Origin of the sequence: Methylobacterium longum, assembly GCF_022179385.1 — a bacterium.
GTDB lineage: Bacteria > Pseudomonadota > Alphaproteobacteria > Rhizobiales > Beijerinckiaceae > Methylobacterium > Methylobacterium longum.
Genome location: NZ_BPQS01000033.1, coordinates 15,357 through 34,450, shown reverse-complemented (window position 1 = coordinate 34,450; position 19,094 = coordinate 15,357). Strand labels below are relative to the sequence as shown.

Sequence of the window (19,094 nt, the reverse complement as noted above, 5' to 3'; positions counted from 1 at the left end):
GCGTACCGTCCCGCGCGGCAAACCGGATCACGCTCGGCAGAAGGGCGTGACGATCGGTCAGCCGAGCGGGTGTTCACCGCGAAACCGGTCAACGCGCCCGTCCGCCCGCGCCGTCGCCCTCCCCCGGTTCAGCGCCACGTTCGTGAACCGGTTGCCGGAGGCGAGGTCGCGACCCTGCGGTCGCAATCACCAGCCGTTCCGGGCCCCCGGCTCGGCGATGGCGAGCAGGTCACCACCTTGCCGCCAGTCGTCGGCGGAACGACCCGTGATCTTGGCGACGTAGGCCCTCGTCTCCTGCGGCAGCGATGAGCGGCCGGTGAGCCAGTTCCTCACGCGCTGCGGGCCCGCATTGTAGGCGGCCGCCGCCATGCCCAGGCTGCCCAACGCTGCCCGCTGCTCGCGCAGAAACTCGGCCGCCTTCGGTATCGCCTCGAAGGGATCGAAGGGATCCACCAGACCGCGCTCGGCTGCCGTCGCGGGCATGAACTGCGCCACGCCCTGAGCCCCGGCGCGACTAACCACGCGGTGATCAAGCCCGCTTTCCTGCTGCAGGAGCCGCAGGAAAAAATCTCCCGGCAAGCCGTTGGCGTCGGCCGTGTGCTCGATGAACTGCTTCAGGCGCTGTTTGTCGCCGTAGAAGGCGTTCAGCCACGTGTCCTGGAGCGTCCCGACATATTGGGGGATCGCTGCCGCCGCGTTCACGGCCGTCAGGTAGATCTGGACGAAATTGGCGATGGCGCCGTCGGCCGACATGAGCGCGACCATGCCGGGCAGCCGCGGGGTGGGGACTGGAACGGCGGCGACCGGAGCAACCACTCCGAGCTCAGGTTGCGGAGGAAGGAGCGTCGGCGCGGCTCCGAGACACGCCGCCGCCATGAGGACAGCGGGCCTGCTGCTCCTCAGAACCAGCGACCGCACGCGCCTGCGGGCGGCGCTGCGATCGGCCCGCGCCCAGAATTCACGCTTACCGATCGGCGATAGATCCTGCATTCTTGCCTTAAAAGCACTGCCCCACCTGCATTCAGGGTGATCATCCTGAAAACAGGCCGATTTAGGAGCAGGCTACCACACAGCGCAGGGAACTTGGTCAGCGATCGCCCCCCTGCGGAGGGCCTGCCCTGTTGATTGCGGTGAAGCGACAGAGGCAGCCTCCCATCACCTGCACCAGTCAGTGTCCAGCTCCGGCGATCAGACGCTCGCCGCCGGCTCGCCACACCGTGCGAATCGCAGGACGTGGCTGCCGTCGACCGTCAGCGCGTGCCGCACCGCCTGAGCCAAGTCCGCGAAGGTGAACGGTTTGCGCAGGACCAAAGCCGCGTCCGGCAGGGCCGCGGCCTCCGCGTAGCCGGTCATCAGCAGAACGCGCAGGGCCGGCCGGTCCGCGGCAGCCCGGGTCACCAGCGCACTCCCGGTCATCCCCGGCATGGCGTGATCGGCCACGAGCAGGTCGACCGTGTCCTGGCCTGCAAGGAGGCGCAACGCCTCCGCGCCGGAGCTCGCAGCGATGACCGTATGGCCCATCTCCTCCAGCATCGCCGCCGCCGTGGATCGCACCTGGCCGTCGTCGTCCACCAGCAGGACGCGCAGGCCGCCCGACGCCTCCGGCAGCGTTGCGGAGGTGGCGTCCGGATGCGCCACGCCCATCGCGGCCCGGGGCAGGTACAGCGCCACGCGCGTGCCCTCACCGACGCGGCTGTCCACCGTCACCTCGCCCCCGAGTTGCTTCGCCGTGCCGTAGACCTGGGCGAGGCCGAGCCCGGTGCCCTGGCCCTGGGGCTTGGTCGTGAAGAAGGGCTCGAACAGGCGCGCAAGGACCTCGGGCGGCATACCCTCCCCGGTATCCGTCACGCTCAGGCGAACGAACGCGCCGGGCGGGAGGGCCGCCGGGCGTGGCTCGGCAGCCGCGAAGTTCGCGGTCTCGATCCGGAGCTCGCCTCCCTTCGGCATCGCGTCGCGCGCGTTCACGGCGAGGTTCAGTACCGCGAGCTCGATCCGATTCGGATCGGCCATCGCGGGCCAGAGGTCGGCAGCAAGGCGCGTCGAGACGGCGACCGTACCGCCGAGCGTCCGGTGGAGGAGGTCGGCCATCCCGGACAGCACACCGTTCAGGTCGGTCGAGCGCGCCTCCAGGCGCTGCCGCCGCGAGAAGGCGAGAAGCTGCTCGGTGAGCGCCGCGCCGCGCTTGGCCGCCTGATAGGCGTTGTGCAGAAGGCGCAGGACGCGCTCGTCGCTGACCCGGCGTTCGGCCAGCTCGACCGAGCCCATCACGGCGGCCAGCAGGTTGTTGAAATCGTGCGCCACCCCGCTCGTGAGTTGGCCGACAGCCTCCATCTTGCGGGCCTGCGCAGTCTGTTCCTCGGTCTCTCGCCGGAGGCGCGCCAGTTCGAGGTTCGTCCTGACGCGCGCCTGCAGTTCGCGGGCCGAGAAAGGCTTGACGAGGTAGTCGTCCGCGCCGGCCTCCAATCCCTCGATGCCGGCCTCAGCGCCCGCTCTGGCCGAGAGCATGATGACCGGCACGGTGCGCAGGGCCGGGTCGGCCCGCACCGCACGGGTGAGCGCCATGCCGTCCAGCACCGGCATCATCACGTCCGTCAGGAGCAGGTCGGTCGGCGCCTCGCGGAGAGCGGCCAGGGCCGCCCCACCGTCGGGGACGGAGACCACCTCATGATCGAGCCCGAGCAGGCGGTGGACATAGGCGCGCATGTCGGCGTTGTCGTCCGCCAGCACGATGCGCGCGCGCTCCTGTGCGTCGCGCCGAGATTCGAGCTCACGTCGCAGCGGGACGACGTTCGTCACGGCGGTCCCGTCGGGAAGCCACCGGAGAGCCTCCTCGCTGTAGGCTCGGGCATGGCCGCCGTGCCGCAGGGCCTCGGGCGCGTCCGCGATCCGATCCGGTGGCAGATGCTCTCGCCCGGTTGGGACCGTCACGGTGAAGGTGGTGCCCCGCTCGACCCGGCTCTCGACTGCGACGGTACCGCCATGCATGCCCGCGAGCTCGCGCACGAGCGCGAGGCCGATGCCCGACCCCTCGTGCGAGCGGCTGCGGCTGCTCTCGACGCGGTGGAAGCGCTCGAAGATGCGCGGCAAGATCTCGGCCGGGATGCCGACGCCCGTGTCGGTGACCGTCAGCCGGACAGCGCCCGGCGTCGGCTCCAGCCGGACGGCGATGCCGCCCTGGAAGGTGAACTTGAAGGCGTTCGAGAGCAGGTTGAGGACGATCTTCTCCCACATGTCCCGGTCGACGAAGACGGGCTCGGGCAGCGCTGGGCAGTCGACCCGCAGGCTCAGCCCGCCGCGCTCGACTGCCGAGCGGAAGGTGCTGGCAAGGTCCGCCGTCAGGGCGGCGAGGTCGACCTGAGCGAAGGTGGCCTGGGCGCGACCGGCTTCGACGCGCGAGAAGTCGAGGAGCGTGTTGACGAGGCGCAGGAGGCGCAGCGCATTGCGGTAGGCCACGTCCAGCTCGGCACGGGCGCGCTCTTCGAGGCGGTCGGACGCCAGCACCTCTTCCAGCGGGCCGAGCATCAGGGTCAGCGGCGTGCGGAACTCGTGGCTGACATTGGAGAAGAACTGGGTCTTGGCGCGGTCGAGTTCGGCCAGCGCTTCAGCGCGGCGCCGCTCCTCCTCGTGGGCGCGGGCATTGCGCAGGGCCGTCGAGATCTGGCCTGCGACGATCTGCAGGAAGCCGCGGTAATCCTCGTCGAGTGCGCGGCTCGGGCTCGCGCCGAGCACGACGACACCGAGCGCAACTGAGCCGGCCTCTCCGGCGAGCGGGAGGACGAGGGCACTGTCGGTCGGATCCGCCCAGAAGCCGGCCGGCAGCGAGAGACGATCGGCCAGTCCATCGACCGAGACGACCTCTCCCGCGAGCGCGCGCGCGAGAGGCCAGCACGCGGCGCCCGCCGGCGCGGCCTCGGGATGGTCGGCGCCGATGCCGGTCGCCGCGGCCCGCCGTAGGCCGCCATCCGGCTCACGCAGGAAGAGGAGCGAGAAGGGGAGGTCGAGCCGGTCGTCGGTGAGCGCGCCCGCAATGTCGGCGCAGGTCGTCTCGACGCTGCGGGTCTCGCCGGCCTTGGCCGCGAGATCGCGCAGCAAGCCCAGCCGACGCTCGCCGACGACCTGCGCGGTGACTTCGCTGCAGACGGCCAGCATCCCGACGATGCGGCCGTCGTCGTCCTCGGCCGGCGCGTGCGAGACGCTGAAGTAGGCCTCCTCCCGGTAGCCCGCCCGCTCCATCAGCAGCGGCAGGGCCGGGGTCCAGTTCGCCTCGCCGGTGCGCATGACGCGGGCGATCATCGGACCGAGTGTGTCCCAACTCGCCGCCAGCGTGGTGCGGATGTCGCCGCCCAGCGCTGCCGGATGCCCTGCGCCGATCAGCTTGGCGTAGGCGTCGTTGTAGATCTGCGTGAACGCGGGTCCCCAGGTCAGGATCATCGGGTACTGGGAGGACAGCAGCGTGCGCACCGTCGAGCGGAGGCTCTGCGGCCAGCCCGCCACGGGGCCAAGCGGTGTCGCGGACCAGTCGAGGTCGCGTGCCAGACGCTGGATCTCGCCCTTGCCGGCGAACAGGATCTGGGCTGCGGTATCCTGCTGGCTCATGGGTGGACCATGGCTGGCCCCCATTCCTGCCGCAACAACCCATATGTCGTTTCGGATGCAACCAGGGCGGCTCGAGAGCCGGGTGCTTGCAGGAGGGAGGCCCTGCACGGCGTCAGCCTCGTCCGGCGGCTTCGCGCCCCCTGCAGTCTTCCAGCCGTCCCTGCGGGCAGCCCGGAAGCAGACCTCGAGTGGGTGTGGCCAAGTCATCCAGCCAGAGGCATGCCCGCGCGACTGGTGATGTCCCGGACCGTCACGCGCGCCGCGTCGATGGCCAGCATGCGGCCGGCTCGCAGGGAGTGGACCTGGAAGGTTGAGGCATCGAGCCTCGCGGCCGGGCCGTAGTCCCGTGGGATGCTGGCGGCGGACCGGTCTGTGACGCGCGGTGGGGTGGGCAACTCGTCCACGGCTCGCACCCGCCCCGACTGCCAGACCGGCCGGAAGACCGGGCCAGACGGGATGCCAGCCGCGTCGAGCCCTTTCCGCACGAGCGCCACGCCGCAGACACCTGCGATCGGAATGGCCCTCTCGAAGCCCCTGCCCGCCTGATCCACCGTCAGGCGGCGGATCGCGACGCGCAGGCCCGCCTGATCCTCACGCGGATCGTCGGCCCCCTACATCGCGTATGCGTAGCGCCAGACAGGAGAACCACCGTGGCCGAACAGGCATCGAGCTTCATGCGGGACTGGATCGCCGCGAACGTCCACGACAGCTCCGCTCGGCGAGACCGCGGCCTTGATGAATGGGTCACCGACGAGATTGCCCGCCTGAAGGATGCCGCTCGCGCGGCGGATCTCGACCTCGACGACCCGGAGCTCGACGACGACTTGCTCCGCGACGAGATCACCGCTGCGATCAAACGGATCGCCCGCTCCTGAAACGAACGACCAGAGTAGGCCGATATGCCGGGGCGGTGGCACTGCGGCGCTGATGAGGAGAGGGCGTGCGACGTCAGCGAGGAGCCTCTCCCTCCGTCGCGATCGCGTTGCGCGCCGTGCAGCGGATCCGGGGCAGCCCACCGGCTCCGGCCGCATCGGCTGCGCACGATCAAGCGCTCGCGCGATTCCTCCCTCACGGCCAAGCTTCGCGGCCAAGGTCGAAGGCGTGTCGACCCGCAGGCGGCGCTCGAACGCTGCACCGCCGACGCGCCCGACCCTTCGTCCGGACCAGACCCGCCGCCGACATTCTCGCTGCCGTCAGCCGATTCCCTGAGCCAGCCCTCCGAGGCCGTGTACGAGATACCATCGGCCGCAAGTACGACCGGGTCAGGACCGGCGCTGGAGGCGGGGCCCGGGCGCAAGACCTCGTGCCGCTGGCGAGCGTGCGCAGCGTCCTGCTGGTTCGCCCTACCTATGAGATCTCACCGGATAGGATCTCAGCCATGTGGTACCTCTACGCCTTCGTACTGCTGGCTGGCGTCGCCAATGCCATCCAGGCAGGGCAGAACGGTGCTCTCTCAAAGGGGTTGGACGAGTCTCTGACCGCCGGCCTCGTCGTGGTCGCCGGCACCGCGACGTGCATTCTCGTCGTCGGCCTTCTCTCAGGCAAGCTCGCTTGGCCGACGGCGGCTCAGGCTGCGGCGATGCCGTGGTGGGCGTGGCTCGGCGGGATCCTCGGCGGCTGCATCATCCTGGCTCAGTTCCTCGTGGCCCGTCAGATCGGAGCCGCCCCATTCCTCGGCCTCCTCGTCACGGCCGGCGTGGTGACCTCGATCGTGCTGGACAACTTTGGCTGGGTTGGCTTCGAACGACATCCTGCCAGCGTCTGGCGGATCCTGGGTGGCTTACTCATGGTGGCCGGGGTGGCCCTCGTCGCGCTGTTCTGATCGCTGTCGCCCTCGAAGCCGCGGGCGTGATCGTCGTCACGGAAAACAGCGAGCGGCCGCGCGTGCAGCTGCGCGAGGCGTAGGGCAACGGACCCACCCCGTCGTCGCCGGATCGAAAGCGGAACGAACGTGCCGGCCGTCCGCTTTCCTCGACGATTCGAAGAACCAGGGAGAGCGCCGTGGACGATGATCGGGTGTGGTCGTTCGAGAAGAGCCTGTGGACCTGCGACGCTGATCACTATCGCGAGCTGGTCGACGACGAATGCCTGATGGTGCTGCCGCAGCCGCCGTTCGTCCTGAGCGGGACCCAGGCGATCGAGGCGGTCGCCTCCACGCCGCGGTGGTCCCAGATCGAGATCTCCGACGAGCGGATCAGCCGTCCTCAGGAAGGCCTCATCGTGATTGCCTATCATGCGAAGGCGAGCCGCGAGGGCGAGGCATACGAGGCACGCTGCACCTCGACTTACCGACGGCTGGAGCATGAGGTCTGGCGCGTCGTGCAGCACCAGCAGACGCCTCCGCTCGTGACACCGGCCGCGGAAGTCAGCGGCTGATCGGCGGGGTACGGGGCGGCCCGTTCGGGTCGCCCTCGAGGTCGCCCGCATCGGCTTCAACCCTTGGAACGGCGAAGAGCTGGGGCGGCGCGCCCTGATAGGAGCAATCCATGCTGAGCCCGGTCGAGGCCTTGCGGAAGCTACGCGAGGAGATGGTGATGGAACGCCGCAAGCTGGTGGATCAGCAGGAGAGTATCCAGAACGTACAGGCCGAGATTGAGGCGATTGATAAAGCTATCGCAGACGAAGAAGCCATGAAGAGCGGTGTCGACTCAAAATCCGGTCGCGTCTCAGTCTGAACTGTGAGCCCTGTTTGGGCCCTCTCGCAGTCTCGTCCCGCACCCTCGCGCGTCCCTCGCGCCGGCTCCTGCCCGGCGTCAGGCAGCACGCTTCCGTCGCCGATCAAGATCGTGTTCTCATCGACACGCACGGCGGACAAGACAGCGCCGCCCCGACCCCAGCAGGGGCGGCCATGATCCTGGCGTAGCCCTCATCGGCGCCCGACAGGCGACGCGACGTGATCGCGACAGCCGCCGCCATCGAAGCTGTCACGAGACACCCCAGCTTTGAAGAGGTGCTAACCCGGCTTGTTCAGATCAACACTCAGGATGGCGGCGGAGCGCCTCGACCCGACGGGGACAGCGCCCCCCCATGGGCCATGCCATTCGAGCGGCGCGGAGACCGTTCCATCGAAGTCCGCACCTTCGGCGAGGACGACCAGCCGATGGCGGATCGCCTCCGTCGCCGCGACCGCTCCCGGAATGTCGTCGGCTGAGCGTTCTGCGGCGCCGGTTCGTTCCCTCGACATCGCCTCCCGCGCGGCTATCCTGCGGGGATGCGCGATGGCCTACGTCCCTGGACGGCGCGCTGTCGGTCGCCCGGCCCGGGCGGCCTAGGTCAGTGATCTTCACCGGGAGAGACCCATGGCTTCGGAAAACAAGCGCGGCAACCGCGAGGCAAAGAAGCCCAAAGCACCGAAGGTGAAGACGAACGCCTCGGCGCCGTCGACCAAGGGGACTATGGTGACTGCCAAGCCCGCCTCAGCTTCGAAGAAGTAGCCGCAGCAGATCTATCGGCCGGATGACGCATCTCGTCTTCCGGCCCTTCGCTTGTTCTCCGCCATTCACGATTGCGTCGACACAACACCTCACCCCGCCTTCGCCATCTGCCGCCCAGGGTTCTGCACGACATCGCGGAAGCGGTTGCTCGGAGGTGGGCCGAACCTGCCCACAGCTCGCGGCCTTCGGCGGCTGCGATCAGCACATATGTTTGGGCGCAGATGCTCAAATCAATTGCGAACAATTTTCTCGACAAGCGCCCTTTATAACTCTATTTACATATCGCAATAGTCGGACTGAAAAGTAATCGGCCATTAAGACGGACGGCCGCATGCATCCTTGTGGCAAACACTGGGATGGAAGATGCGTCAGCTTGTTCAAAGATTCATGGCCGAGAATGACGGCGCGACGGCGATTGAGTACGGCATGATCGCCGCACTGATCGCGGTTGCCATCATCGGCACGCTTCAAGTTGTCGGAACGTCGTTGAGCACCAAGTTCACCGCCATCGCCGGAAACTTGAACTGAGTACGTCCGTCCTGAATCTGATGCTCTCTCACGCGCATGAGATTGCAGGGAGAGGCGCAGCCGCGACCGTACCGGTGCATGACGGACAGGGAAGCCCACGTCGATGACAGGTCGGGCGGCCTGACCGCTGCGCCGCTCTCGACACCTGCCGCAAGCGGCTCTGCACGCTCAGCCCCGCCCCGGTCTACGCACGGGGCGGCGGAGCAGCGGTAGGACGTCGGTCTGACAGGCGGGTCGCGATGGCCAGGGCCGATGGTCACGCGGGTTGCCGCCGCTCACAACCACGTGGCCGAGGCCGAGTGGAACCATCGTTGTCACGGGAGCATTCAAAGCAGCCAAGTATCAGCCTGCATGCCGGTACTGGCCTTTGTTAATACAGCGATTGAAATTAACTTATGCTAGGCAGCGCTGAAAATGAGGGCGGTCGAACTCAGCTCCCGCCCCCCGAGCAGAAGCGCAGCCTCCGTCTTAGATGGCTGAACCAATCCCTGCTCACGTCGCTGGTGTTGATCGCCCTCCTCGTCACCATCGCGTTCTGGTGCTGGGCCGTTTGGTGGGGCGCATCGAAGCTGATCGGCCTGATGATTTGACGGACCAGTCTTCGAGAACGATCGACCCCATAGATCCGATCTTGACGGCTGCTTACCCAGCGCCTCTCGGAAGCGCGGATCGGAGACCAACACCTCGCGCAGGGATCAGATCGAGCCGTTTCGCGCCGCGCTGTCGGCGCGTCTGCGACGTGCACGCGGATGATGCGGGCGCCCCACCGGCATCGGTCAGAGCCGCCACGCCGCAGTGGCGCCGGTCAGATCTGGAGCGCGGGGACCGCGTACGTAAGAGCCCGCCGCGACGGGGCCGGGCGGGCTTCTCTGAATCCAAGTGTCGAGGGGAATGAGCCTCGATCCAGATCGGACCGATAGCCGCTCCAGTCGAAGAACAGCCCACCGCGGCAAACTGCCAGGTGGGCTGAGTCGGGGTTGAGCTTGGAGCTCGCTCCATTGGTAGCAACGGCAGACGTCTCAGCACATCCCCCGTTCGGAGGAGGCCTGAAACGGAAAAGCCCCGCGCGGCGGCCGCCGGCGGAGCTCAGTTGTCCTCCTTCACGGGATGTAGAGGCTGTAAGGAGGCAGGTTGATCCGGCGCCCCCCGCCTCTCCTGAACGATCCCGGCGATGATGACGCCGATAAGTGCGCCGGCTCCAATCCACATCGGAGGCTCGCCGGCCTGTGTGCGGAGCATCAGGCGTCTTCGTCCGGCGCGGGCGGCATGCCGATCCCGCGCGCAGGCCGTGCCGCTCCAACTCCCAAGCGTAGGCCTTCCGTCGGCCCGCTCTCGCTCCGCGTCCCGCGTGCAGAGACCGGGTGTTTCAGGCCTCCAACCGGTCCGCTACGTCCTCGGCGATAGACAGGCTCGAGGTCAGTCCTGGGCTCTCGATGCCGAAGAGGTGAACCAGCCCGGATAATCCGTGCTCGGCCGGACCATCGATCCGGAAGTCGGCCGCGGGCTCGCCTGGTCCCGTGAGCTTCGGACGGATGCCGGCATAGTCGGGGAAGAGCGCGCCGTCAGGCACGCTGGGCCAGTAGCGTCGGATCGCCTGGCGGAAGGCCGCTTCGCGGGCGGGGTCGACCTCGTACATGTGGTCGTCCACCCACTCGACGTCGGGGCCGAACTTCATCCGCCCGGCCAGATCGAGCGTGAGGTGGATCCCAAGGCCACCCTCCACCGGGGCGGGATAGATCAGCCGCGTGAAGGCAGGACGGCCCATGCAGCCGAAGTAGCTCCCCTTGGCGAGAACGAGTTTAGGCACGCGTTCGGGCGGATAGCCGTCGGTCTCTCGCGCCAGTGCCTGAGCGCCGAAGCTCGACGTGTTCACGACCGCGTCGACCGGTATCTCGCCCGGATCCGGGCCGCCGAAGCGGGCGAGCCAGCCGCGGCCCTCCCGATCGAGGCGCAGGATCGGCGTGTGGAAGGCCATCGATCCGCCGGCGTCTTCGATCGCGCCCTGGAGCGCCAGCATCAGCGCGTGGCTGTCGACGATGCCAGTCGCGGGCGAGTGCAGGGCGGCGAAGCAGACGAGGTTCGGTTCGAGCGTCCTGGCGGCCGAACCGTCCAGCATCGCGAGATCCTCGACGCCGTTCGCGAGACCTTGACGGTGGATCGCCTCGATCTTCGGCACCTCGGCTTCGGCGGTCGCCACTATCAGCTTTCCGCACAGCCGATACGGCACACGATGGCTCTCGCAGAAGGCGACGAGCAGGCGCCGCCCCGCCACACAGTGCCGGGCCCGGAGCGAGCCCGAAGGATAGTACATCCCGCCGTGGATGACCTCGGAGTTGCGCGAGGAGACACCCGATCCGATGGCGCCGGTCTTCTCCGCGACGATGACGCTGTGACCGCGGCGCGCCAGTGCGCGCCCCACGGCGAGACCCACGATTCCAGCGCCGACGACGAGGACTTCCATAGCGCTGCGATAGCGGGGACGCGGTGCGTGCGGCAAGGGCCGAGCAGCGACGGACGCGAGGCGTCGGCCGATCCGTCAACTGGGCGAGCGTTCGGGGAGCGGGTCAGCGCGGAGGATGGCCGATGACCCGGAGCGCTCCACAGATTCGGCCCGGCGTCGAGCGTCCGCAGAGCGCGGACTGGGATTGCGGGTTCGGCCTGCGACCGGGCCTCGATCCGGTGCCTCGACGGCCCGGGTCCGAGACGCCTGGGTCCGAGACGCCTGGGTCCGAGACGCGGCCCAGTTCGGCTGCGGCATGCGGTGCCCCGCTTGCAGGGATACCGCGCCTCAGCTTCCTATGAAGAGGACGCCGAAACGGGCCCCTGTGCGCCTGACCACCCTGCAGCGCCGCGAGGTCTGGTCGATCGCGGTCAGGAGCGTGAAGGCCTCCGGAACGCCGTCTTCCTCGCCGGCCTCGAGCAGCGCGCCCGTATCGGACATATTCCACACCAAGCACCGCAGTCGCTTGCCGGTGTCCTCATCCACGATGTGGGCTGCGCTGAAGCAGTCCGTCCGCCCGGAGAACCGTTTCTCGTCCATCGCAAGCATCCCAGCCAAATCTACGATCACACTAATAGGACCGCTTATTGCCAAGGAATTGCGCACGGTTTTGGCAGTTCAAAGCCTTTCAATACATGCTTACTGCCGACTGAAAGACTGGGTTCGAATTGCTCGCGCCCCCGCCTCGCCCCCGCCGCCGGGCGACGAGGATGCGGGGCGACAAGCGCTCCTGCCCCGACGCCAATGCCCTGCGCCGCCTCGACCGGCTCTACGTCGGCAGCCTGATGGGCCTTGTCCAGGCTAGGATCACCGAGGCCGGGCACGCGGCGATCGACGCCGCTTGCAGCGCGTCCGGGGAGTAGCTCCATGGCCCGCCGCCTTACCAGCCTCGACCAGATCAGCCTCGACCTGATGGTTGCCGGAACCAGGGCGGCCGGCGTCCGCCGCACGAAGGCGAACGTGCAGGCCTGTGCCGAGCTGCAGATCGCCATCCGCGAGGCCCTGCGGGCCGTGCTGCCGCCGGACGATCCGCGACGCGACCCCGACTACCCGTTCGATCAGGCTGGTGCCTGAGCCATGGGCAGATCGCCGCCCCGTACCGCGACGGCACGCGCGGCATCGCGACCGGGGCGTCCCTGCGCGAAGCCGTGGGATACCCGCGGACCGGGCGCGATGAGCAGGCGGAGGCCTGGGCGACGCGCCCCCGCGAGCGCCGGGAGCGGTCGACGACTCGCGCCGCTCCCGCGACGGGAGGAGCCCGTGGCTGAGGGGCTACGTACCCTTCGGCCGATCGACGGGACCGGTCTCTTCGTCTTCGGACACGGTGCCGGTCGGACGATCCTTCCCCAAGGGTTCTCCGGCCGGGGGCGGCTGATGCGGGCCGCCGCCCTCGATAAGCTTCTTCCGGCTGGTCGCCTCGCCCTCGCCAACCTCTTTCCAGGACGGGGCCGCGCCGTCTTCCTCGTCGTCTGGCATCGCGCTGTCCCGGTCTTGCGTGGATGCGGCGGACGAGCAGGACCATTGTGTGCCCTGTCGCCCCTGGGCAGCAGAAACGCTGCCCGATTCGATCAGGTCTCTAGATGCTCATCGACAAGCATCTCCTCGAGCGCACGCCGCACCGCGCTGAAGCCAGCGGCGGCTGCGATCTCGCACGGTCGCAGCCTCGGAAGGCGCGGCTCCGGCTCGGCGCGAGGAAGCACAGCCGCCTCTTGGCCCGACCGCTTGACGCGCACGGCTACAGCGAAGGTGTGCTTTGGGACGCTGCCGCTCATCGCCGATTGCCCCCTAGACACGGCCTAAAGCCGGTTGGCACCCGCTTTTTTCAAGATGACTACTCGGATTGCAAGCGCAGCCGGCCTGCACAAACTACTGAATTCAGGCCATGCCAGCTTGTCAATAGTCTATTGGCCCGGGCAGGCGCGGACGAGATCGCGGGGGCTGCATGAGTGCGATCGCCGGCATCGGGCGGGCTTTCGCCGGCATCGGGCGGGCGATCGCCGCACGGGCACGTGCGGCCCGACAGGGTTGGTGCCGACATGACCGGCAGCCCGTTGGCGATCCCTTCGTACGGCCGGGGCGGAACTGGCGCACCGCCGAGCAACTCTACCGCTGCCGAAAATGCGGGGCACTGCACCAGGAAAGCATATTCTGATGCCCCGCCGCGGCTACGCCGAGGACACGTCGATCCCGATCGCGCAGAGCCGCCCGCAGAGCCACCCGCAGAATCCCGCCGGCGGCCAGCGAGCCGGCATGGGTCGACCCGGCGCTTGCCGCGGTTCTCCTCCACGACGGGGGAGAGTCCGGCGGCGGGGCGCTCCGACCCGGTGAGCGTCTGGTCCGTCCGCACCGACGGCCGCATGATCGCGCGCCCTCCATCCACCAACCCCACCGGGATCGCGGCGGACCACATCGGAGCGGCACGGACCGATCCGCCGGGATCGGCCGGCGGGTGTCGGTATGGCACGATGCCCAGCAGGTCGCTTGCTGTGGTGGCGACCGGGTTTATCGTCGCCAGCGCGGTGGCGGGCGCGCTGAACGGGCTTCCCGAGCGGGCCGGGGCGGTGTCGGCCCTGGTCGGCGCGATCCACCGCGGCAGCGGGATCTTGCGAGCCGTTCGAACCCGCGTGTCACTCGGCGGGCTGAGAGGCCGCGCTCTCGTACGCCCCTGAGGCGACGGGCTTGCCCAGGAGCCGCTCGAACGCGACGTAGAAGGTCGGCGTGACAAACAGGGTGATGAAGGTCGCCACCAGCAGGCCGCCGATCACCACGGTGCCCATCGAGACCCGGGCATTGGCCCCGGCGCCGCTGGCGATGGCGAGCGGCACCGAGCCCATGATGAACGCGAACGAGGTCATCAGGATCGGGCGCATGCGCAGCCGCGCCGCGTCCTGGGCCGCCTTGAGGACGTCCTCGCCCTGTTTGCGCAGATCTTCGGCGAACGCGACGAGCAGGATCGAGTTCTTGGCTGCCAACCCGACCAGAAGCAGGAGACCGACCTGTCCGAAAATGTCGAGGGCGAGCCCCCGGATGGCCAGGAAGCCCACCGCGCCGAAGATCGCGATCGGCGTGCCGAGCAGGATCACGAAGGGCAGGCGCAGGGACTCGTACTGCCCGGCCAGCAGCAGGAAGATCATCAGCGTGCCGAGGCCGAAGATCAGCGGCGCGTAGCCGCCGGCAATCTTCTCCTGGTAGGCGACGTCGGTCCATTCCACCGCGTAGGCGGACGGCAGTTTGGCTTCGGCCAGGGACTCGATCGCCGCGATGGCGGTGCCCGAACTGGCATCGGCCGCCGTGTCCACCGCGATCTCGATGGTCGGGTAGGTGTTGTAGGACAGGACCGCGGTCGGGCCGGTGACGAAATGCGTCTGGATCAGCGAGCCGACCCGCACGGGCTCGCCGCGATTGTTGAGCACGGTGAGCGCCTCGACGTCCTCGATCGTCCGGCGGCCCGAGGCCTCGCTCTGCACGTAGACCTGGTAGACGTAGCCGAAGCGATTGAAGAGGTTGACGAAGCTCGAGCCCACATAGGTCCCGAGGGCGTCGAACAGGTTCTGGAGCGGCACGCCGAGCTGCTCGGCCTTGGCCCGGTCGATCTCGAGCCGCATTTGCGGGACGCCGTAGCTGGTCGTCGGGATGGCACGGCCGACCGAGGGCAGCTTCTCCATCTCGGCGATGAAGCGCTGGGCCGCCTCAGCGAGCCTGAGCCCGCCGGTACCACTCCGGTCCTGCAATTCCAGGGTGAGGCCGCTGCGTGAGCCGAGCCCGGGGAGCGGCGAGGGGTTCACCACCCGGATCTGGCCATCGGGATCGTGCTTGAAGCCCTTCTGCACCGTGGCGATGACGTCGGTCACGCTCGTGTCGCGCTCGCCCCAGGGCTTCAGCGTCGGGATCTGGAAGCCGTAGAACGGCGCGATCGCATCCGCGAGGATGCTGCGGCCGGTCACCCCGATCGTGTGCTCCACGCTCGGGATCTCCCGCAGGGCCTCGCCGACACGGTCGACCATCTTGTCGGTGCGCGCCACGGAGGCCCCCTTCGGCAGGACCACGTCGGCGAAGAAGTAGCCCTGATCCTCGTCCGGCACGAAGCCCGAGGGGCGCTGCATCGTCATCCACACGGTCAGGGCGGCGAAGAGCACGAAGACGATCGCGACCAGGGCGATGTGGCCCGTCAGCCAAGCGATCGCCGCAACGAGTCGGCGGCTCGCGCCCTCCAGCCCGGCGTTGAACCAGCGCAGGGGCGCGCGCCACCGGCTCTCGTCCTTGGCGCCCGGCGCCCGGTGCCTGAGGATCAGCCCGCACAAGGCCGGGGTCAGGGTGAGCGAGACCACGGCCGAGATCAGGACCGAGATCGCGATGGTCAGGGCGAACTGGTTGTAGAGCTTGCCGGTCAGGCCGGGGATGAAGGCCACGGGGACGAAGAGGGCGGCCAGGACGAGGGTGGTGGCGATGACGGGGCCCGCGACCTCGGTCACGGCCTCGCGCGACGCCTCGGGCGGCGCCATGCCGTCGTCCATCAGGCGCTCGGTGTTCTCGACCACGATGATCGCGTCGTCGACCACGAGGCCGACCGCCAGCACCATGCCGAGGAGGCTCAGGGTGTTGAAGGAGAAGCCGAGCAGGGCCATCGGCCCGAACGTGCCGACCAGGGCCACCGGCACCGCGATGGCGGGGATCAGGGTCGCCCGCCAGTTCTGGAGGAAGAGATAGGTGACGATCACGACCAGGACGAGCGCCTCGAACAAGGTCCGCACCACCTCGAAGATCGCCTCCTTGACGAATTCCGTGCGGTCGAGGGCGATCTTGTACTTCAGGCCCGGCGGGAAGCGCTTGGCGAGGTCCACCATCGTGGCGCGGGCGCCCTCCATCACCTGCACCGCGTTGGCATCGGGGTTCTGGTAGAGCCCGAGCGTGGCCGAGGGTGCCCCGTCGAAGCTCGAGCGGACGCCGTACTGCTCGGAGCCGAGCTCGACCCGGGCGACGTCGCGGATGCGGACCACGGAGCCGTCCGGATTCGCGCGCAGGAGGATGCTGCCGAACTCCTCAGGCTGGCGAAGACGCCCCTGGGTGACGAGCTGCAGCTCGAAGGCGGTCGCCTGATCGACCGGGGGCTTGCCGAGCGTGCCCGTCGTGATCTGGGCGTTCTGCTGGGTGATGGCGGTCGTGACCGCGCCCGGGCTGATGCCGAGCGCTTCCATCTTCAGCGGATCGAGCCAGATCCGCATCGCATACCGCTTGTTGGAAAAATTGACGATGCGGCCCATGCCCTGCACCCGGCGCAGGGGCTTGATCACCTGCGTCTCAGCCCAGTTGGCCAGGAACAGCTCGTCGTAGGGCGCTCCGTCTTCCGCGTAGAGGACGATGTTGCCGAGCCGCTGGCGCGAACTCTTCGTGATCTCCAGGCCCTGCGCGTTGACCGAGGGCGGAAGCTTGGCCTCGGCCCGGTTGGCACGCGTGAGAACCTCCGCCGCTGCGGCGTCGAGATCCGAGCCGACCTCGAAGGTGGCGTCCATGCTGACGCTGCCGTCGGTGTTGCTGGTGGAGTTGATGTAGAGCAGGTTCTGGGCGCCGTTGATCTCCTGCTCCAGCGGGATCGCGATCGCCTCGTAGGCCTGCTGCGCGCTGGCACCCGGATAGGTCGCCTGGATGTTGATGATCGGCGGGGCGATCTCGGGAAACTGCGCGATCGGCAAGGTCAGGCCGGCGACCGCGCCGATCAGCGTGATCAGTACGGAGATGACGCCGGCCAGCACCGGCCGATCGACGAAGCGGGCGAACATGCGGGGTCGTGACTTCCGGTCGTGCACCGCCGTCGTGGAGGCCGCGTTGCAACGTCTGGCCGGTAAGCGTGTTCCTCTGCCGCCGGACGCTCGCGATCGCGGAGGCCGGAGCCGTCGGTCTCGGGAGCGTCAACGGTGCGGACAGCAGTCAAGGTTGGTGTGGGAGCGGGGCTGATCGTCCTTGCGGGCGCGGGGGGCTGGTACGGGGCCGGACGTCCCTCGCCGGAGCGGATCGCCGCCGCGCTGCCTTTCCTCGGCAGGGAGACGCGCAAGGAGCCGGCCGAGCCGCCGCTGGAAGTCCGGGTCATCACCGTCCGCAAGGTGACGGTCCCGATCGCCGTCACGTATACCGGAACGATCATCGCCCAGCAGGATGCCACTCTGCAGGCGCGGGTCACCGGCAACGTGACGGAGCGCCCGTTCGAGCCGGGTGGCCACGTCAAGAAGGGTCAGGTGCTGTTCCGCATCGATCCCCGACCCTTCGACGTGGCGCTGCAGACGGCCAAATCCCAGCAGGCCCAGGCTCAGGCCCAACTCACGTTCGCCCAGGCGGAGGTGGACCGCACCGAGACGCTCGCCGACAAGGGCTACGCTACCGAGCAGCGGTTCCAGCAGCTCCAGGCGAACCGGACCTCGGCCGTCGCCCAGGTGCAGGGGGCGGAGGCCGCCATCGCGCGGCAGAACCTCAACCTGGACTACGCGGTCGTGAACGCCCCCTTCGACGGGCGTGCCAGCCTGTCGATCATCAACCCCGGCGATCTCGTCATCGAGAACCAGACGCAGTTGGTCTCCGTCGTCCAGCTCGATCCCATCGACATCCAGATGGCCCTGTCCTCCGAGGATTCAGAGGCGGTCCGGGCGGCGATGCGGGACGGGGGCGTCACCGTGTCGGTGCTCGGCGAGGACGGGAAGCCGGTGCGCGAGGCCAGGATCTACCAGCTCGACAACCGGTTCGATCCCCGGACGGCCCGCCGCTTGGTCCGGGCCCTGATGCCGAACCACGACGAGCGCTTCCTGCCGGGCCAGTTCGTCCGCGCCAGCATCCGGACGGGCACGAAGGAGAGGCTCCTGGTGCCGACCGCCGCCCTCGACTCGCAGCTCGCCCAACAGATCGTCTATGCGGTCGATGCCGGCGGCACGGTCCAGCAAAAGCCCGTGACAACGGGAGACACCTACGGCGAGAACACGGCGATCCTGGACGGGCTCGCGGATGGCGACCAAGTGGTCGTCGATCACCTCCAGGAGATGCGGCAGAACCTGAAGGTGGTTGCCCGGCCGGCGGGGGAGATCGCGCCGGACGAGAAGCTCGGCCCCGGGGACGCTCCCGCTACGGGCGAGCCCGGCTGAGCTCGACGCGCCCTGCGGTTCCGGGCGCGCCGCATCGGATTCCATCGTCACGGGACCGTTCCCAATGTCGAATCTTCGTCTTGCCCTCGCCGCACTTCTCCTCGGTGTCAGCGGCCTACCCGCCACCGCTCGCTCGGCCGATTGTCGCGTCACCCGGGACGCTTACGCTTCGCTGAAGCACGGAACCCGCTACAGCCGGGCGGTGAAGATCCTCGGCTGCCCGGGCCGACGGGTAACCCACATGGAGATCGGCACAGTTCAGCGGTCGACGTATTCCTGGCGGGGAACCGGCAGCACCGGGGCCAACCTGAATCTGTCCTTCCGCAACGGTCGGCTCACGAGCAAGTCGCAGCTCGGACTGCGCTGAGAGCGCCGGCACGATCCGAGTATCCAGCCCTGAAGCGAAGGGAACGACGGTGGCGCCAACGCATTGCCGGCGTGGCGTGAATGCACAGGCGCCCTTCGAAGGGACACGACCAAGCGATGCCCGCCAAATCCGTCACGGCCATTGTCTGCACTTATCCGCTCGGCCTCGGCCTAATCCTGGGCGCTTTGGCGGGTGGCCTCGCCGTGCCCGCGCCCGCTCTGGCCCAGTCAGCGCAGAGCCGGATCGATCAACCGACGCCGGGGACGATGCCGACAGCGCCGGATCGGGATCAATCCGGACGAGGCAGCGGCAGCGGTCAGGTCTCTCCCCCCCGTGCGATCCAGTCTTCGACCGAGGTGATGCGGCCGCAGGGGGCGGCGCAGGGTCAGGGCGCGCCGAGCCGCGCGAATCCCATGCAGCATCTGCCCGAAAACATGCGGTAGGTTCGGTCTTGGCTTGGCCGATATAGGCGCCGACATCCCGGCGAAGTTGCAATCGATAGCGCAGGCACGTGCAGGCTTGCGGTGCCGTTGCAACATGAGGAC

General features: G+C 68.6%; 17 protein-coding genes. 11 read left to right on the top strand and 6 right to left on the bottom strand.

Annotated elements, in window-relative coordinates; genetic code table 11:
• Positions 1-186: 186 nt before the first annotated feature.
• On the bottom strand, positions 187-816 hold the full coding sequence (locus tag MFF58_RS22320; protein ID WP_238291174.1) for a lytic transglycosylase domain-containing protein: 630 nt from the start codon (positions 814-816) through the stop codon (positions 187-189).
• Positions 817-1,188: 372 nt separating this feature from the next.
• Positions 1,189-4,149, bottom strand: coding sequence for an ATP-binding protein (locus MFF58_RS22315; RefSeq protein ID WP_373323374.1), 2,961 nt, complete (start codon positions 4,147-4,149; stop codon positions 1,189-1,191).
• Positions 4,150-5,246: 1,097 nt separating this feature from the next.
• Between MFF58_RS22315 and MFF58_RS22310 the strand changes: the two genes are divergently transcribed.
• From MFF58_RS22310 to MFF58_RS22290, 6 genes are all read left to right on the top strand, one after another.
• A complete protein-coding gene (locus tag MFF58_RS22310; RefSeq protein WP_238291172.1) occupies positions 5,247-5,471 on the top strand; it encodes a hypothetical protein in 225 nt (74 codons plus the stop codon).
• 503 nt (positions 5,472-5,974) lie between these two features.
• Entirely contained in the window at positions 5,975-6,418 is a 444-nt protein-coding gene (locus MFF58_RS22305) for a DMT family transporter (RefSeq protein WP_238291171.1), read from the top strand.
• 179 nt (positions 6,419-6,597) lie between these two features.
• Positions 6,598-6,972: a DUF4440 domain-containing protein gene (locus MFF58_RS22300; protein ID WP_238291170.1), complete on the top strand. Its 375-nt coding sequence runs from the start codon at positions 6,598-6,600 to the stop codon at positions 6,970-6,972.
• A gap of 110 nt (positions 6,973-7,082) precedes the next feature.
• The gene (locus tag MFF58_RS22295) at positions 7,083-7,271 is read left to right on the top strand and encodes a hypothetical protein (protein WP_238291169.1); all 189 of its coding nucleotides are present in this window, start codon (positions 7,083-7,085) and stop codon (positions 7,269-7,271) included.
• 624 nt (positions 7,272-7,895) lie between these two features.
• Entirely contained in the window at positions 7,896-8,030 is a 135-nt protein-coding gene (locus MFF58_RS32335; protein ID WP_279603335.1) for a hypothetical protein, read from the top strand.
• A 363-nt stretch (positions 8,031-8,393) separates the two neighbouring features.
• Entirely contained in the window at positions 8,394-8,558 is a 165-nt protein-coding gene (locus tag MFF58_RS22290) for a Flp family type IVb pilin (protein ID WP_238291168.1), read from the top strand.
• Between the two features lie 1,366 nt (positions 8,559-9,924).
• Here the strand turns inward: MFF58_RS22290 and MFF58_RS22285 are convergent.
• The gene (locus MFF58_RS22285; RefSeq protein WP_238291167.1) at positions 9,925-11,019 is read right to left on the bottom strand and encodes an NAD(P)/FAD-dependent oxidoreductase; all 1,095 of its coding nucleotides are present in this window, start codon (positions 11,017-11,019) and stop codon (positions 9,925-9,927) included.
• A 327-nt stretch (positions 11,020-11,346) separates the two neighbouring features.
• Positions 11,347-11,598 carry a hypothetical protein gene (locus MFF58_RS22280; RefSeq protein WP_238291166.1) on the bottom strand — a complete coding sequence of 84 codons (252 nt, stop codon included), beginning with the start codon at positions 11,596-11,598 and terminating at the stop codon, positions 11,347-11,349.
• Positions 11,599-11,768: 170 nt separating this feature from the next.
• On the opposite strand from MFF58_RS22280, the gene MFF58_RS22275 reads away from it, so the two are divergent.
• Positions 11,769-11,921: a hypothetical protein gene (locus MFF58_RS22275; protein WP_238291165.1), complete on the top strand. Its 153-nt coding sequence runs from the start codon at positions 11,769-11,771 to the stop codon at positions 11,919-11,921.
• 4 nt (positions 11,922-11,925) lie between these two features.
• On the top strand, positions 11,926-12,132 hold the full coding sequence (locus MFF58_RS22270; protein WP_238291164.1) for a hypothetical protein: 207 nt from the start codon (positions 11,926-11,928) through the stop codon (positions 12,130-12,132).
• Positions 12,133-12,330: 198 nt separating this feature from the next.
• Here MFF58_RS22270 and MFF58_RS22265 read toward each other — a convergent pair whose 3' ends face one another.
• Both MFF58_RS22265 and MFF58_RS22260 read right to left on the bottom strand, forming a co-directional pair.
• Positions 12,331-12,534 (bottom strand): hypothetical protein, encoded by a 204-nt coding sequence (locus MFF58_RS22265; protein ID WP_238291163.1) that lies wholly within the window; start codon positions 12,532-12,534, stop codon positions 12,331-12,333.
• Positions 12,535-13,685: 1,151 nt separating this feature from the next.
• On the bottom strand, positions 13,686-16,835 hold the full coding sequence (locus MFF58_RS22260; RefSeq protein ID WP_238291162.1) for an efflux RND transporter permease subunit: 3,150 nt from the start codon (positions 16,833-16,835) through the stop codon (positions 13,686-13,688).
• 135 nt (positions 16,836-16,970) lie between these two features.
• On the opposite strand from MFF58_RS22260, the gene MFF58_RS22255 reads away from it, so the two are divergent.
• The 3 genes from MFF58_RS22255 (at position 16,971) to MFF58_RS22245 (ending at position 18,992) form a co-directional block, all read left to right on the top strand.
• Positions 16,971-18,182, top strand: a complete 1,212-nt coding sequence (locus MFF58_RS22255; RefSeq protein WP_238291161.1) for an efflux RND transporter periplasmic adaptor subunit — start codon at positions 16,971-16,973, stop codon at positions 18,180-18,182.
• Positions 18,183-18,246: 64 nt separating this feature from the next.
• A complete protein-coding gene (locus tag MFF58_RS22250; protein ID WP_238291160.1) occupies positions 18,247-18,549 on the top strand; it encodes a DUF3862 domain-containing protein in 303 nt (100 codons plus the stop codon).
• Between the two features lie 116 nt (positions 18,550-18,665).
• A complete protein-coding gene (locus tag MFF58_RS22245; RefSeq protein WP_238291159.1) occupies positions 18,666-18,992 on the top strand; it encodes a hypothetical protein in 327 nt (108 codons plus the stop codon).
• Positions 18,993-19,094 lie beyond the last annotated feature (102 nt).